Here is a 14,841-nt window from a genome sequence, read left to right on the forward strand (position 1 = left end):
GCAGTGCTTTGTGAAAGTGGCGGCAGTATATTAGCCTGCCAGCGCATTTTGAACGGAGATCCCCCATGAGCGACGACGCCATCCTGGCACAGCTCCATGACCTACAGAGCCAACTCGCCTTCCAGGACGATACCCTCAGCGCGCTCAACAGCGCCCTTTCTGCCCAGCAACAGGAGATTCTCCTGCTGAGGCGGCAGGTCGAACTGCTCAAGCAGCGCCAGGACGAGCATGCCTCCGTCATCGACGACCTTCCCGGCCCGGGGGCAGAGCAGGAGCGCCCGCCTCACTACTAGTCCCGCCCCGGGCCCTCGCAGTGGCGGGGCGACTATTGATAATGCCAGTTGCGGCGCCCGACGCCATTTAGCAAACTGCGGACCTCGCCATCCCGGTCATTCATCGAATAATCACAAGGAGTCCTGATGTCAGAGTCAGCGCGTATAGATAGCCCCGAACAGGCCGAGTTTCGTCAGTATTGTCGAGACTGGCTGGCGACCAACAAGCCGGGGGAGCCCCCGGTACGCTTGCCCCAGAGCGCCCTGGAGATCATGACGGAGCCTCAGCTCCACTACCTGCAGGCCTGGCAGAAATCGGCCTACGATGCGGGGCTGGTGGGCTGCGACTATCCGGAGGAGGTCGGGGGTGGCGGGCGCAAGGACTGCCAGCGTATCGCCAACCAGGAAATGATCCGCGCGCAGACGCCATTCTTCCCCAATGTTATCGGCCTGGGGATGGCGGCGCCTACCGTGTTTTACCACGCCCAGGAAGCACTCAAGCAACGGCTGCTGCCGCGCCTGTTTTCCGGAGAGGATATCTGGTGCCAGGGTTTCAGTGAGCCCGGTGCCGGCTCCGACCTGGCCAGCGTACAGACCTTTGCTGAACGCAAGGGTGACAAATGGGTGATCAACGGGCACAAGGTGTGGACCTCCCTGGCCCACTTTGCCGAGTGGATGATCATCCTGCTGCGCACCGACAAGTCCCACAAGTACGACGGTCTGTCCTACTTTGTGGTCCCGATCCGGGAGGCTCTGGGCAAGGGCGTCACGGTGCGCCCGCTGATCAAGATCACCGGGGAAACCGGCTTCAACGAGGTGATCTTCGAAGACCTCGAAGTGGATGACAGCTATCGCCTGGACGAACTGGGCAAGGGCTGGCAGGTGGCCATGACTACGCTGTTGCACGAGCGCGGGGCGGGCGAGCTACAAACACCGCGTTCCGGCGGCATGAAGAGCAAAGCGACCCACGAGGTCAATGCGGCGGCGGTCATGGAGCTGGCTCGCAACACCCCCCGGGGAGCCGCAACGGCGGCCGACGACCCGCTGCTGCGAGATCGCATGATGCAACTGGCCATCCGGGAAAAGGCCTTCGAGCAGAGCCAGCGACGCTCCCGGGTGCAGGCCCTGCTGGATCACCCGATGCGGATTCCCCTGCAGAACAAACTGCTGGCCAGCGAGATCGCCCAGGGAATGTCCGAGCTGGCACTGGACATAGAGGGTGCTGCGGCCTCCCTCTACCTGGCCGATCCCAACGCGCCGGCGGGTGGCCAGTGGCCCCTGGCCTACATGAACACCTTCGGCATGACTATCGCTGCAGGCACCAGTGAAGTGCAGCGCAACATCCTGGGCGAGCGCGTGCTCGGCATGCCCAAGTCCAAGTGAGCCGCTCGAATAAGGAGAACAACATGGCACAACCGAACGATTTTGGTTTTGGCGAAGAAGCGGGCCTGCTCAAGGATTCCGCACGCAAATTTTTTGCCGACAACCTGCCAGTGGATGCACTGCACCGGCTGGTAGCGGAAAACCCCGACCCCGAGCGCAGCCCCGAACTGGTGTGGCGCGAAGACCTCTGGCACCAGATGGTGGAGCTGGGCTGGAGCATGCTGGCGGTGCCGGAACAGGCCGGTGGCCTGGGCATGCCGCTGGTGGCCGTGGCCGGCCTGGTAGAAGAGCTGGGCCGGGCTGCCTTTCCCTGTCCCCTGCTGGGAACGTTGAACGCAACCTATGTCCTGGCCGCCTGTGGCGAACAGGGCCGCGGGGCGCTCGAAGAAATTTGCGGCGGCCTGTCCGCGACCCTGGCGCTGACCGGGCCCTCGGGCAGCTGGCTGCCGGGAGATACGCCCCTGGCAGCGGAGGGCGGGCGTCTCTCCGGCACTGCCTGCTTTGTGCAGGACGCCGGCAAAGTGGATCGCATCCTGGCCCTGGCCAGGGCAGAGGGCGGTCTGGCCCTGTACTGGGTTGACGCGGGGGCCGATGGGGTCACCATCGAGGCAGACGCCATTGTCGACCTCACCCGCGACCAGGCGCGGGTCACGTTCGACGGGGCCCTGGCCACCTGCGTCGGCAGCAACGGCCTTGCCGCGGTCAACCAGGCTTTGCCGGCGATCTGGACCCTGCTGGCGGCGGACATGGCAGGGGCCGCAGAGTGGCAGCTGCAGACCACCGTCGAGTACGTCAGCACCCGCAAGCAGTTCGACCATCCCCTCGGATTCTTCCAGGCGGTCAAGCACCCGCTGGTGGATGTGATGATCATGGCCGACGAAACCCGCTCGCTGGTGTACAACGCCGCCTGTGCCTACGATCACGAGCCGGAAAAAGTGGCGCAGTTCGCGCACATGGCCAAGTCCAGTGCCAGCGACCTCGCGGGCTTTGCGTCCAGCCGGTCCGTGCAATATCACGGTGGTATCGGTTTTACCTGGGAGTGCTTCGTTCATTTGTACTTCAAGCGCCAGAAACACAGCCAGGCCCTGTGGGGCGATGGCGCCTGGCATCGGGCACAGCTGGCCGACATTCTGCTCGCTCCAGCCGCCTGATTACACGCGCAGCGTGGACAGCGCTGCGGGCTTCCGATATAAATACACAAACGGCCGGGGCGGACATCTGCCCCTGCTGTTTGCATCGTATTAACGAACAACTGCCGGGGCCCGATGCAACGCGATAGTGCCGATAACAAGCTCAGTTTCAGTGCCGACGACCTGGTGCTGTTTCGCAAGTCCCCCTTCGCCAGCTGGATGGAACGCCTGACGCTGGAGAACCCCCGCCACGGCATTCCACCGGACGCCGACGCCCCGGACCCGGTCATCCCCGCCCGTCCGCAAAACGCCTTCGCCGCAACCCTGCGCGCCAACAGCAGGCGCTTCGTCCAGATCGAGTGGGAAGCCAGCCCGCGGCAGCGCGCCACCGCGACCCTGGATGCCATGCGCCGCGGCGTGGACTTTATCGTCGACGGACAGCTCGCGGTGGGGCCGCTCAACGACAGCGTCAACCTGCTGATGCGCACCAGTGGTTTTTCTGAATTGGGTGACTACCTGTACCTGCCTTGCGACACCGCCGGGCAATACGGAGCGGAGGCCGCTTTTCGCCTCTGCTTTCTGGCGGACCTGCTGCACTCCCTGCAGGGGCAGTTGCCGCCCCAGCTGATTGAAATCCGGCGTGGGGAGGAACTTAATGCGCTGGAAACCGAACGCCACATTCACTTCTATCGCGCGGTCAAGCAACGTTTCATGCTGGCCCAGCGCAACTTCCGCAAACACCGGATGCCCAATCCCGCCGAATCTGCCGAGTGTGGCCGCTGGTATGCCTGCGCCAATGAAGTGCTGCGCCAGCGCCTGCACCTGCGTCAGCAGCGGGAGGAAGAGGCACCGGCCTCATCGGCCCCTGTGCCCGAGGCTGTACCCGCCCAGGCGGTGGAACAGGTGGCTGTGGCCGTCAACCAGAGCCCGGACATGGATCGCGACCGTGCAGCCGCCGGTATCGCCGCGGAACTCGCCGGCACCCTGGCCGAGCAGGCTCGCAGGCTGGACGTCAGCCCACCGGCGGTGGCCAGGCACGACGATGACGCGCCCCCGGCGCGGTTGCAGCCCCTGAGCTTTATCGCGGCAGAGATTCCCGATGCTTTTACAGACGGGCAGCCAGACGAGCCGCCAGAAAACCAGCCAGACGCGCAGCCAGGCCAGCCGGAAGTCCCGAAGGTGGCGTTAGTTGACGCAGACCTGGAGGCTCCCGAGGTGCTCAGGCGCCCGGCACCTGGCCCGACCCTCGATACCAGTGAGCCGGAAACGGGCAGGGACACGCCCCCGCGGCCCGCTCGCAGTCATCTGGTGGATCCCGATATACCGACTCCGCACCCCCTGGATACGCCGGGGTTTAATGTGACGGCCTATCGCCGCCAACCGGTTGGCGGTGAAGAGCCTGTCGAAGACTGATTCAGCTCCCAAGGTCCTGGATGGGCCGGCCCGGCTCGATGAACAGCCCCTCGGCGGTGGCGGTCACCTCGCCTTCGCTGCTGATCTCCCCCCGCATGACGGTTTTACGTCCCTCGTTCTGCACCACCTCGGCCCGCAGGCGCAGCTCTGTGTTAAGCGGAGTCGGGCGCAGGTAGCGCACTGTCAGCGATCCGGTCATGCCCGGGCGACCGCCGGCCAGTTGCGCCATCCCCAGGAACTGGTCGAGGATGGCCGCTACATGTCCGCCGTGGACAAAGCCCGGCGGTCCCTCATAGGCGTATCCGCAGCACACGGTGCCGTGGGCGACATCGCCTTCCAGCCACTGATTCAGGCCCGGGGCCAGCGGGTTGCTCTGGCCGCCCACCGCATTCAACTCGTGATTGATTTCGCCGTAACTGCCGTGTTCCCCATTGGCCATGAAGGCCAGCGTGCCGAGGCAGCGCGGGGCACTGGCGAGGTTGCTGGCGATCTGTTCAAGCCGGGTTGCGCTCTCCTCGATCTGCTCGACGCTGGCGTCGGAGGTCACGGCGAGTTCGGCAAGGTTGCGCAGGGCATCCGCCAGTCGCCGCTTGGCAGCCCACTCGCGGGTGTGTGGCGGGCTGATCTCCTCCGAGGCGAAGGGATTGAATACGCCGGTGTAGAAGTCGAACATGGTTACCTCTGGGGTGTTCAGCGCAAAGTGCGGAAAGCCGTTCGCACTTCATTGACGAACAGCTCGGGTTGCTCAAAGGCGGCGAAGTGACCGCCGCGGTCCAGTTCGTTCCAGTGGATCAGCTGGGTAAAGCGTTTTTCCGCCCAGCGACGACTGCTGCGAAAAATTTCCTTTGGGAATATGGAGCAGCCAACGGGCATGGTGATGGGGTCCAGGTTGGGAGAATTGAAGCTCTCCCAGTACAGGCGAGCGGAACTGGCAGCGGCGTTGTTGAGCCAGTAGAACATGACGTTATCGAGCATTTCGTCCCGTGAAAGCGCGTTCTCCGGATGTTTTACACCGTCCTTCCCGCAATCGGTCCAGGCGTAAAATTTTTCCAGGATCCAGGCCAGTTGGCCGGTAGGCGAATCCGCCAGTCCGTAACCGAGGGTCTGGGGGCGGGTGGACTGCTGTTTCGAGTAGCCGGAGTCCCACTGCTGGTAGAAGCCCATCGCCTCGAGCGCCGACTGTTCGGCAGCGCTCAGGTTGTTCATGGTTTCCGGGTCGGGCGCAACAGTGGGCATATTGATGTGAATGCCGGCGCAGTGTTCGGTCTCGGTTTGTCCGATGCTCTGGGTGACCATGCTGCCCCAGTCTCCGCCCTGGGCGACATAGCGGTCATAGCCGAGCTGGGCCATCAATTGTCCCCACAGTCGGCCTATGCGCTCGACACTGGTGCCGGCTCGCGTGGGTTTGCCGCTGAAGCCGTATCCCGGCAGAGAGGGGGCGACCACATGGAAGGCGTCGGCGGCCCTGCCGCCGTGGGCCACGGGGTCGGTGAGCGGCGCAATGACCTTGTTGAACTCCACCACCGAACCGGGCCAGCCGTGACTGATGATGAGGGGCAGGGCATCCTCGTGGGGGCTGCGGGCATGGATAAAATGGATGTCGAGACCGTCCACCTCGGCCAGGTACTGGGGCCAGCGGTTCAGCGCCTCCTCCCGCTGGCGCCAGTCATAGCCACTCTGCCAGTACCCGGCCACCTCCTGGACATAGGCCAGTGGTATCCCCTGGCTCCAGTCGTCGACGGTTTCGGCGTCCGGCCAGCGTGTTGCAGCAAGGCGCGTTTTCAGGTCTGCCAGAACAGCGTCGGGGATATCAATACGGAAGGGACGAATGTTTCCAGCCACGCTCTGCTCCTCGATTCGCAGGTGGGTGAGTGATGTCACCGTAGTCACGCGCCGGGCGCATTGCAATAGCCGGTGGCGCCCTGCAGGTCGAATGCCAGTGCCAGTTCAAAAGCTGAGGCTGGTCACCTGAGTGGTTACCCTTTGGAGTCGGGTCGGTACTGCTCGAGAAGAGCGAGAAGGGCCTCGCGGTCCGCGGCAGATTCACGGGTTCTGTGCAGCAGGTGTGTCGGCCGGGGTTCCCGGTCCAGGAACAGCTGGCCACTCACCAGGCCCGCTTCCCGGGCCCGGGACAGCCAGACAATGGTGTCAGCTCCTTCTTCCGGGCTGCGCAGGAAGGGCCCTACCAGTTTGTGAAACAGCGGCAGGGCGCTTTCGACCCCGGGAGTATCGGCCCAGCCGGGGTGCATGGCATTGACGCTAATGCCATCGTCGGACCAGGCTTCGGCCCAGTGCTCGGTGACAATCATCAGCGCTCGCTTGGCCTGGGCGTAGGCGACGCTCCCGTTATAATCATCCGTCTGGCCTGCCAAAATGTCGAGGTCCAGTTTCTGGGTGTACATGCCGCCGGATACAACATTGATGACCCTTCCTCCGTGGCTCTGCCGCAACAGGGGCAGCAGGCCGAGCCCCAGGCGCCAGGGCGACAGCAACAGCAGGGCAAAGCTCTGTTCCAGGCCCTCCGCTGTCTCTCCGCGCTGGTTGAACAACGCACCCGCATTGTTGATTAGAACATCGACCGGGCGGCCCTGTTCGCGCAGTCTTGCAGCCAGGTCATCGGTGTCCTGCAACAGCCCGAGATCGGCACACTCGAGGACAATGTCACGGTTGCCGCTGCGGCTCTGCAACTCGGCCACCGTGGATTCCCCCCGATCCCGGTTGCGCGCTACCAGGGTGAGGTGGGCACCCGCGTCGGCGAGTGTGCTGGCCGCCGCCATGCCGAGTCCGGAAGTGGCGCCAGTCAGCACGATGTGACGGCCACTGATGTCGGTGGTGCTTGCCGGCCAGCGCCGGCGTCCGCGGCGATAGCCAGCGCGGGTAAAGTGGGCCACGCCTGGCAGGAGCCAGCGGTCGGCGCGCCGCGTATCCTCCTGCGCCTCGGGCGACGGGTTGTCGTCACGCAGGGCAGTCGCCAGGCTCTCGATGGTTCGGCGTCCCATGGCTTCCAGGCCGGCGGGGTCCTTTTGCACCAGGCGTTCGATGAACGCGGGAAACTGGAAACTGGCCCGGTAGTCGATCCTGCAGCCGCCGTCTGTGGCGGTGAGCTGGATGTCATCGTCGACGGTAAAGAAAGCGCTCTCACCCGAGAGGGTCAGCTGCTCCCCATGCTTGAGCCCGGTCAGGGTATAGCGTACCCGGGTCGTGCCCAGGGGCAGTTTGCATACCAGCTCGAAGCGGGCCCCCTCGGCAATGGGGCCGCTATCGAGGCGCTTCGCAGACACCGTGGTCGGGTCCCACTCTGCCGCGGTGGAGAAGTCGGCGAGGTAGCGGCTGACCTCTGCAGTACTGCGTGGTACGTGGCAGCTTTCCCTCAGCTCGAGCATGGCATGGTCCTGTAATTGGGCTGTTTCAGTATACGGTGCACCGGCAATACCGGTTCAACCGCTTACCGGAGTTTGATTTCGGTCAATCGGATTGCCAAAGGGGGTGGCAATTTCCTCATGGCGGGTTAGACTTCCCCTGTATCGACCGATAACCATACGCCCGTGGTCAGGGCACACACTGGGGGAAAGCGAGCGTCCATGCCCATGTCCTGGCGCAATCGCCTGATGCGCACTATCGAGTGGAGCTGCTATGCGGCCGGCCTGGTCTGTTCGGCTTTATTCCTCAGCCAGTTGGCCGTGGGCGAGGTCGAGCGGCAGACTGACATCGCTGCCTTCAAGCAGGTGCAGCTCGCCTATTCTGAAGTGGCCGATATGGCCTCTGACAGCGCAGGCCACAGCGAGCCGTCAATGGCTTCACTCCCGGTAGATGCCCTGCCAGCCCCCGACACCAGCCTTTGGTCTCCCGGCCGAGTAGCCGACTATCAGGCCAGTCTGCAGCTTGACCTTCCCCCGGTACTCGGCATTCTCAATGTCCCTTCCCTGGCGTTGCAACTGCCGGTCTATTCCATCGACTCGGAACTGACGATGGACCGTGGCGCCGGGGTAATCGACGGAATGGCCTACCCCCACGAGGGCGGCAATATCGGCATCGCCGGCCATCGCGACGGCTACTTTCGCGCGCTGAAGGACATCAGCCTGGGCGACCGCGTGGTACTGGAGACCCTGCAGGGGCCGAAGTATTTCACCGTGGACGCCACCCGGATTGTGGAAATCGAGGATACCCACGTGCTCGCCGATACCGATGAGCAGCGGCTGACCCTCGTGACCTGTTACCCGTTCTACTTCGTCGGGCACGCGCCACAGCGCTTTGTTGTGAGTGCTTCGCTGGACAAAAACTATGTCAATCGAAACTAAGGAGGAATTGACATGCTCAAGAAGTTGATCGTTGCAACCGGAATGACCGCCGCGCTCAGTCTCAGTGGACAGGTGGCCGCCCAGGCCGCCCCGACCTGTGCCGATATCGAGTGGTCCGCTTCAGTGCTGGCGGCGTACCCCGAAATCGCCCAGTCCTGCAAGGGCATCTACGAGAAAAACGGTGAGCTCTACGCCAAGGCCAGCGTCGAGGTGCTGAGGGTCCGCGGCAATCGCGTGACCTTCCGCCCCATTCACGTGGATGGCACCAAGGGCGAAAGCCATAGCATCCAGGTACCGAGCAGTTGGCGCGCCGAAATCGGCGGCCGCAGCTACCGGGCCAGCGAGCTGAGCCGTGGCCAGGAGCTGAACGTATACCTGCCCCACGACCGCTGGGCGCTGGCGGTTCACGACGAAGAGCCGGCAGATGATGTCGAAATCGCCGTCATCACCATTGAGGAAGCGGATGAACCGGAAATGCCCACTACCGCCAGCCCGCTGTTCCTGGTCGGCCTCGCCGGCGGTGCGCTGCTGTCACTGGGTGGCCTGATCACTGCGCTGCGTCGTCGCTTCGCCTGACCAGCACCGCGGTACTCTGAAAGGGGCTCGACAGCCCCTTTTTTTATTGCCCGGGTTTATTGTCCGGGTCTCAGTCGTCGACCCAGACCTTGCGCAGGGGTTCGCCGAAGTCGTCGTAAATGGTCTTGCGGCGGGGGCGGGGCAGGCGCGAGCGTTTCGGCTGGGGCTTGCGCTTGAGCATGGCCTTGCGCCGTTTTTCAATGGCAGCGACCACCTCGGGAATCAGGGTGCGCTGTTCGCGAGGTTCAACGAACAGGCGTCGACTCAGGCCATTCTGGGGGGTGTGCGCGTCGCTGCCACTGGTGCCACGCGGGACCGCAGTGACCTGGCCGCCCTTGCGCAGGAAACGCTCGGTGGCGCGCTCGAGGTCGGCGCGCAGTTCGGCTTTGGACACGGGCTTTTTCACGTGGCTTCTTTCACTCGGCTGTTCCACCCGCTCAACGGGTGCGTCGGTTGAAACTGCAAACCACCTAGTATAGCCGCGCCACCGGGCAAATACAGTGAGTGGGACGCGGCATTTTGTCTGGCGGTGGCATTCTGGTTTAATGCACCCCATTGTGTTCAGGAGACATCCCCATGTTCTGGTTGCTGGTTGCCGTTGTGGCACTGTGCGCGTTCACCGTGTTCAAGCTGCGCGGAGCCAATCTCACCTGGCTCGACGAGCCGCTCCCTGCCCCTGCCAACACGCCGCCCTCCGACGGTCACCAGGGGGTGGTGGAGCAACTGGGCGAGTTGACGCGCGCCAGTCAGGGCCTGCGGGGCAGGGCCCGTATTCACTCCATCCGCCGGGCCATGGACGCCATTAGCGAGGGGCGGGACCTGCACAGCCGCTTTGTCCCGGTGACAGAGGGCGGGGTCCGTGGCGAGTGGGTATTGGCCCCCGGCTGTGACGCGGACCAGCGCCTGCTGTATATCCACGGTGGCGCCTGGCTGGCGGGCAGCCCTCGCAGCCACCGCACCATTACCGACGCCCTGTCGCGACTCAGTGGCTGCGCCGTGTTCTCCCTGGATTATCGCCTCATGCCCGAGAACTCGCGGCGCGACGGTATTGAAGACTGCCAACAGGCCTGGCGCTGGCTGTTGCACAACGGCCCCGAGGGTCCGGCACCCGCCCGGTTTATGGCGGTCGCGGGTGACTCCGCGGGCGGCAACCTGACGCTGTCGTTGATCGCCTGGATTCGCGATGAGGGGCTGCGCCAGGCCGACGCGGCGGTGGCCTTTTCACCGGCGACCGACGGTACGCTCACGTCGCCCAGCCTGAGTAGCAACCAGGCTAGCGATCCCATGCTCGGCCCGGCCTTCGGCGCCATGCTGCGCTACCCCCGTCCGCTGCTGTGGTGGAGCAGTTGGCTGGGCAGCCGGTTCTTCCCCTCCGACCCGATCGTGTCCCCCCTGCGAGGTGATCTGCGCGACCTGCCACCGGTGCTGGTGCAGGCCAGCGAGGCAGAGATGCTGCTGGATGATGCCCGTCGCTACGTGCGCCGGGCCCGGGCTGCGGGCTCTGCGGTTGAGCTGCAGACCTGGCCGCACATGGTGCACGTGTGGCAGTTGTTCACGCCTGAACTGGAGGAAGCGGACGCGGCACTTGCCGAGGTCGCGCGGTTCCTGCAGGAGGCTGGCGCGCGGCCTCCCGGCCGGCTACAGGAGGCGCAGGGCCAGGGAGACCCCGGTTCCGGGGAGAATCCGGTGGCTGAAGAGGGCGCCACCCTATGAATGTAGTGCGCTCTGCCCTGGTGTTCCTGTGGATGGTGGTGTCGGTGATTCCGATTGGCGTGGTGCTGCTGACGGGGTCCCTGTTTGTCCGGGACGACAAGCTGTGGTGGTGGTTTGCAGTACCCTGGCTGCGCGGCGTCATTTTGGTCGCCCGGGTTATCGGCGGCGTTCGATACCGGGTGCACGGGGCGGAAAACCTGCCGGCCAAGGATGACATGCGCCGCATTGTGCTGTGCCCCAAGCACCAGTCCACCTGGGAAACCTTTTTCTTTCCCAGCATGACACCGCACCCCCTGGCCTACGTGTTCAAGAAGGAGCTGCTGTCGATACCGGTATTTGGTTGGTGTATGGCGCGGCTGGGCATGATCCATATCGACCGCAGCAGACGCAACGAGGCCTGGAACAAGGTGGCCGAGCAGGGCGCCGAGCTGATGGATCGCGGCAAGTGGGTGATCATGTTCCCGGAGGGCACCCGCACCGAGCGGGGCAAACGCGGCGCCTACAAAACCGGCGCCACCCGCCTGGCGGTGGCCACCGGTGCCAGTGTGATTCCGGTGGCGGTGACCTCCGGTCGCTGCTGGCCGCGCCGCTCTTTCTCGTTCATTCCCGGGGTGGTTGATGTCTCCATAGGCACGCCGGTGTCAGCAGCCGGCCGCGAGGCGGGGGAGTTGATGGACGAGGTTGAACGCTGGATTGAAAATGAAATGCAGCGCCTCGACCCGGAGGCCTACCCCCGCCGGGCTGCCTGATACAAGGCGCTGCGCTAGCGCTGGAACTTGGTACTGAGCACGATCGAGGTGGTGGTTTTTTCCACCCCCTCGATGGCGCCGATGGCGTCCAGTACCGCGTCCATTTCCTCGGTGGTGGGGGCCTCCACGGTGGTGACCAGGTCATAGACCCCACTCACCGTCTGCAGGGTTTTCACCGCGCTGATTTCGCCGAGTGCCGCCCCGATGCGCTGGGCCAGTTTGGGGTTGATCTGGATCATCACGTGGGCGCGCAGCATGCGCGCCCGGAACTGCTCGTTGTAGCGCAGGGTGTAGCCTTCGATGACCCGCCGCCGTTCCAGGCGCGCGATGCGGTCCTGGACGGTGGAGCGGGACAGGCCCAGCTCCCGGGCCAGGGCGCTGGTGCTGGCCCGGGCATTGGCCGTCAGCAGGTCCAGCAGGCGGCGGTCGGTCTTGTCGAGGGTATCGAGGGTGTCCAGTGTACTCACGGTCAGTGGCATTCCGTTAAATTGACGGAAATTTTGCGTTAATCCGTCAGTTTTGTCGATTCATTCTGGCGAATGATGTCCCTACACTGGGGGCAGAATTCGAAAAGGAGCCAGTGTGAGTCCCCAGCCTGTTACCGTCGCCATTGTCAGTGGCGACACCCCGAGACGTGAGAACCTGCTGGCCGGCCTGGCCCGAAGTGCGGCCGCTGATACCCGCCGTCACGGTGATTTTGACCTCGAGTTCACCGCCTGCGACAGCGGTGATGCCCTGTTGCGACTCGCCGCGGAGCGCGGAGAACTGCAGGCAGCCGTCCTCGACCTGCCGGGCCTGGCAGGCGCTGCCGCGTTGCCGGAGAAACTGCGCGCCCTGCGCCCGGAGCTCGACCTCTTCGTGATGGTGGAACCCGAGGGTGACACCGTTGAAGGGCGTGCTGAACTGCTGGACCGGGACGACATCAGCCCCGGTCAGCTGTGCCGCCACATTCGCAGCGCCGTCGCCCGCCGTGCCCGCACTCCCTTTGCGGACACCCTGAGGGACTATGTATACAGCGCCAAGGACGCCTGGCACACCCCCGGCCACTGCGGTGGCGACAGCCTGCGCGACAGCCCCTGGGTAGCGGACTTCTACCACATGATGGGCGAGCACATCTTTAACACTGATCTCTCGGTATCGGTGCAGTCACTGGATTCCCTGCTGGAGCCCCACAGCGTGATCCAGGAAGCCCAGGAACTGGCCGCCGAGGCCTTTGGCGCACAGCATACGTTTTTTGTTACCAACGGCACGTCAACGGCCAACAAGGTGATTGTGCAGCACCTGCTCGGTGCCGGTGGCAAGGTCATACTCGACCAAGCCTGCCACAAGTCGGTCCACCACGCGGTGATCCTTTTCGGTGCCGAGCCGGTTTACCTGCCCGCCTCGGTCAACAGCCGCTATGGCATGTACGGACCGGTGCCACAGAAGCATGTGTTCGACGCACTGGAACAGCACCCGGAGGCGCGCCTGCTGGTGCTCACCTCGTGTACCTACGACGGCTTCCGCTACGACCTCGCGCCGATCATCGCCGCGGCCCACGAACGTGGTGTCAAGGTCCTGATCGATGAGGCCTGGTATGCCCACGGCAGGGCGCACCCCGCATTTCGTCCCAACGCGCTGGACTGCGGTGCAGACTACGTGACCCAGAGCACCCACAAGATGCTGTCCGCTTTCTCCCAGGCCAGCATGATTCACGTGGCGGACCCGGACTTCGACGAGCACCGTTTTCGCGAAAACCTCAACATGCACACCTCCACCAGCCCCCAGTACGCGATGATTGCCAGCCTGGACGTGGCCCGCAAGCAGGTGAGCCTGGAGGGGTACAGCCAGTTGCAGCGCTGCCTTGGTATCGCCACGCGGTTGCGCGAGGGCATCCAGAAAACCGGTGTGTTCCGGGTGCTCGAGCTGGAGGACATGTTGCCCGCCAGCCTGGTGGATGACGGCATTCGCCTCGACCCGCTCAAGCTCAGCGTCGATGTCAGCGCTTCGGGCATGAGCGCGCGGGAAGTCCAGTTGGCGCTGTTTGAGGATTACGGCATCCAGATCGAGAAGGTCACCCACAATACCTTTACCGTACTGGTGACCCTTGGCGCGACCCAGAGCAAGGTCCTGCGCCTGCTCAACGCATTGCAAAAGCTCGCCAGGCGCGGCCCCGTGGAGCCCCCGGAGGATGCGCCCGAGGCGCCGGTCAGCGCGCTGCCGCCGCTCTCCGAATTTGTGCGCCTGCCACGGGAGGCGTTCTTTGGCCCGGCGCGTGAGCGGGCCCTTGACCGCGAGGACGGCGGCATCAACGAGGCCCTGGTCGGTGCGATTAGTGCCGACCAGGTGGTGCCTTACCCGCCGGGCATACCCGCCCTCAACCCGGGGCAGCTCATTACCCGGGAAGTGGCCAGCTTCCTGCTGGCCCAGTATCGCAGCGGTAACGGGATCGAACTCCACGGCCTGGTGGAGCGGGGCGGCAGGCCCTACCTGCGGGTCTGCGCCTGAGGGGTATTCGCGGCACCTGTCGGAGGTTACAGGCTTGGCCCCTGCCGTCACCCTGTAATAGGCTATGGCCCCTTTCCCGCAGCAGCACAGGAACCAGGCCATGGCCATTCAAACCCGCGAAGTGGAATACACCCACCAGTCAATCACCTTTGCCGGCTGGCTGGCCTGGGACGACGCGGTGGCATCTCCGCGGCCCGGCGTGGCCGTGGCCCATACCTGGGCGGGGCGGGGTGAATTCGAACAGGGCCGGGCCGAAGCGCTGGCCGGCCTGGGTTACGTTGGCATGGCACTGGATGTCTACGGCAAAGGAGTGCGCGGTACCAGCGTCGAGGAAAACCAGCAGTTGATGCTGCCCCTCAAAAATGATCGCCCCCTGTTGCAGGGCCGCCTGCTGGCGGGCGTGGAGGCGCTCGCGGCCCAGCCCGAGGTCGACGCCAACTGCATGGCAACCATCGGTTACTGTTTTGGCGGGCTCTGCGCTCTCGACCTGGCCCGGGTGGGCGCTCCCCTGCGTTCGGTGGTCAGCCTGCACGGCCTGTTCGACGCCCCCGGGAACACCGCCGGTAAAGCCATCGATGCCAGCGTGCTGTGCCTGCACGGATATGACGACCCGATGGCGCCGCCGGAGTCGGTGCTGGCGCTGGCCACGGAAATGTCGGCGGCCGGAGCCGACTGGCAGCTTCACGCCTACGGCAATACGATGCACGCGTTTACCAACCCGGTGGCCAACAACCCGCAAATGGGGACCGTGTACAGCCCGCTGGCGGACCGTCGTTCCTGGCAGGCGGTGCAGAACTTCCTCGCCGAGACGCTCGCCTGA

General features: G+C 64.5%; 15 protein-coding genes. 10 read left to right on the forward strand and 5 right to left on the reverse strand.

Going from position 1 to position 14,841, the window contains the following annotated elements; all coding sequences use genetic code 11:
- Positions 1 to 65 precede the first annotated feature (65 nt).
- The 4 genes from FV139_RS12680 (at position 66) to FV139_RS12695 (ending at position 4,198) form a co-directional block, all read left to right on the forward strand.
- Positions 66 to 293, forward strand: coding sequence for a SlyX family protein (locus tag FV139_RS12680; RefSeq protein ID WP_148068824.1), 228 nt, complete (start codon positions 66 to 68; stop codon positions 291 to 293).
- Positions 294 to 419: 126 nt separating this feature from the next.
- The gene (locus FV139_RS12685) at positions 420 to 1,655 is read left to right on the forward strand and encodes an acyl-CoA dehydrogenase family protein (protein WP_148068825.1); all 1,236 of its coding nucleotides are present in this window, start codon (positions 420 to 422) and stop codon (positions 1,653 to 1,655) included.
- Between the two features lie 23 nt (positions 1,656 to 1,678).
- Positions 1,679 to 2,806, forward strand: coding sequence for an acyl-CoA dehydrogenase family protein (locus FV139_RS12690; protein ID WP_148068826.1), 1,128 nt, complete (start codon positions 1,679 to 1,681; stop codon positions 2,804 to 2,806).
- Positions 2,807 to 2,920: 114 nt separating this feature from the next.
- A complete protein-coding gene (locus FV139_RS12695; protein ID WP_148068827.1) occupies positions 2,921 to 4,198 on the forward strand; it encodes a hypothetical protein in 1,278 nt (425 codons plus the stop codon).
- 1 nt (position 4,199) lies between these two features.
- Here the strand turns inward: FV139_RS12695 and FV139_RS12700 are convergent, their stop codons facing one another.
- From FV139_RS12700 to FV139_RS12710, 3 genes are all read right to left on the reverse strand, one after another.
- On the reverse strand, positions 4,200 to 4,871 hold the full coding sequence (locus FV139_RS12700) for a PaaI family thioesterase (protein WP_148068828.1): 672 nt from the start codon (positions 4,869 to 4,871) through the stop codon (positions 4,200 to 4,202).
- A 17-nt stretch (positions 4,872 to 4,888) separates the two neighbouring features.
- Positions 4,889 to 6,040 (reverse strand): epoxide hydrolase family protein, encoded by a 1,152-nt coding sequence (locus FV139_RS12705; protein ID WP_148068829.1) that lies wholly within the window; start codon positions 6,038 to 6,040, stop codon positions 4,889 to 4,891.
- Between the two features lie 134 nt (positions 6,041 to 6,174).
- Entirely contained in the window at positions 6,175 to 7,581 is a 1,407-nt protein-coding gene (locus FV139_RS12710) for an SDR family NAD(P)-dependent oxidoreductase (RefSeq protein WP_148068830.1), read from the reverse strand.
- 198 nt (positions 7,582 to 7,779) lie between these two features.
- On the opposite strand from FV139_RS12710, the gene FV139_RS12715 reads away from it, so the two are divergent.
- Both FV139_RS12715 and FV139_RS12720 read left to right on the forward strand, forming a co-directional pair.
- Positions 7,780 to 8,496, forward strand: coding sequence for a class D sortase (locus FV139_RS12715; protein ID WP_235898645.1), 717 nt, complete (start codon positions 7,780 to 7,782; stop codon positions 8,494 to 8,496).
- Between the two features lie 12 nt (positions 8,497 to 8,508).
- On the forward strand, positions 8,509 to 9,072 hold the full coding sequence (locus FV139_RS12720) for a hypothetical protein (protein WP_148068831.1): 564 nt from the start codon (positions 8,509 to 8,511) through the stop codon (positions 9,070 to 9,072).
- Between the two features lie 70 nt (positions 9,073 to 9,142).
- Here the strand turns inward: FV139_RS12720 and FV139_RS12725 are convergent, their stop codons facing one another.
- Positions 9,143 to 9,478 (reverse strand): hypothetical protein, encoded by a 336-nt coding sequence (locus FV139_RS12725; protein WP_148068832.1) that lies wholly within the window; start codon positions 9,476 to 9,478, stop codon positions 9,143 to 9,145.
- A gap of 170 nt (positions 9,479 to 9,648) precedes the next feature.
- Between FV139_RS12725 and FV139_RS12730 the strand changes: the two genes are divergently transcribed.
- Together FV139_RS12730 and FV139_RS12735 are read left to right on the forward strand one after the other, a co-directional pair.
- On the forward strand, positions 9,649 to 10,785 hold the full coding sequence (locus tag FV139_RS12730; RefSeq protein WP_148068833.1) for an alpha/beta hydrolase: 1,137 nt from the start codon (positions 9,649 to 9,651) through the stop codon (positions 10,783 to 10,785).
- Entirely contained in the window at positions 10,782 to 11,534 is a 753-nt protein-coding gene (locus FV139_RS12735) for a lysophospholipid acyltransferase family protein (RefSeq protein WP_148068834.1), read from the forward strand. The genes FV139_RS12730 and FV139_RS12735 overlap by 4 nt, the downstream gene beginning before the upstream one ends.
- Before the next feature lie 14 nt (positions 11,535 to 11,548).
- On the opposite strand, the gene FV139_RS12740 is transcribed toward FV139_RS12735, so the two are convergent.
- Positions 11,549 to 12,001, reverse strand: a complete 453-nt coding sequence (locus FV139_RS12740) for an Lrp/AsnC family transcriptional regulator (RefSeq protein ID WP_213004111.1) — start codon at positions 11,999 to 12,001, stop codon at positions 11,549 to 11,551.
- A 115-nt stretch (positions 12,002 to 12,116) separates the two neighbouring features.
- Between FV139_RS12740 and FV139_RS12745 the strand changes: the two genes are divergently transcribed.
- Together FV139_RS12745 and FV139_RS12750 are read left to right on the forward strand one after the other, a co-directional pair.
- Positions 12,117 to 14,021 carry an aminotransferase class I/II-fold pyridoxal phosphate-dependent enzyme gene (locus tag FV139_RS12745; protein WP_235898646.1) on the forward strand — a complete coding sequence of 635 codons (1,905 nt, stop codon included), beginning with the start codon at positions 12,117 to 12,119 and terminating at the stop codon, positions 14,019 to 14,021.
- Positions 14,022 to 14,121: 100 nt separating this feature from the next.
- Positions 14,122 to 14,841 (forward strand): dienelactone hydrolase family protein, encoded by a 720-nt coding sequence (locus tag FV139_RS12750; RefSeq protein ID WP_148068836.1) that lies wholly within the window; start codon positions 14,122 to 14,124, stop codon positions 14,839 to 14,841.

The sequence above is a fragment of the Parahaliea maris genome, assembly GCF_008064665.1.
GTDB lineage: Bacteria > Pseudomonadota > Gammaproteobacteria > Pseudomonadales > Halieaceae > Parahaliea > Parahaliea maris.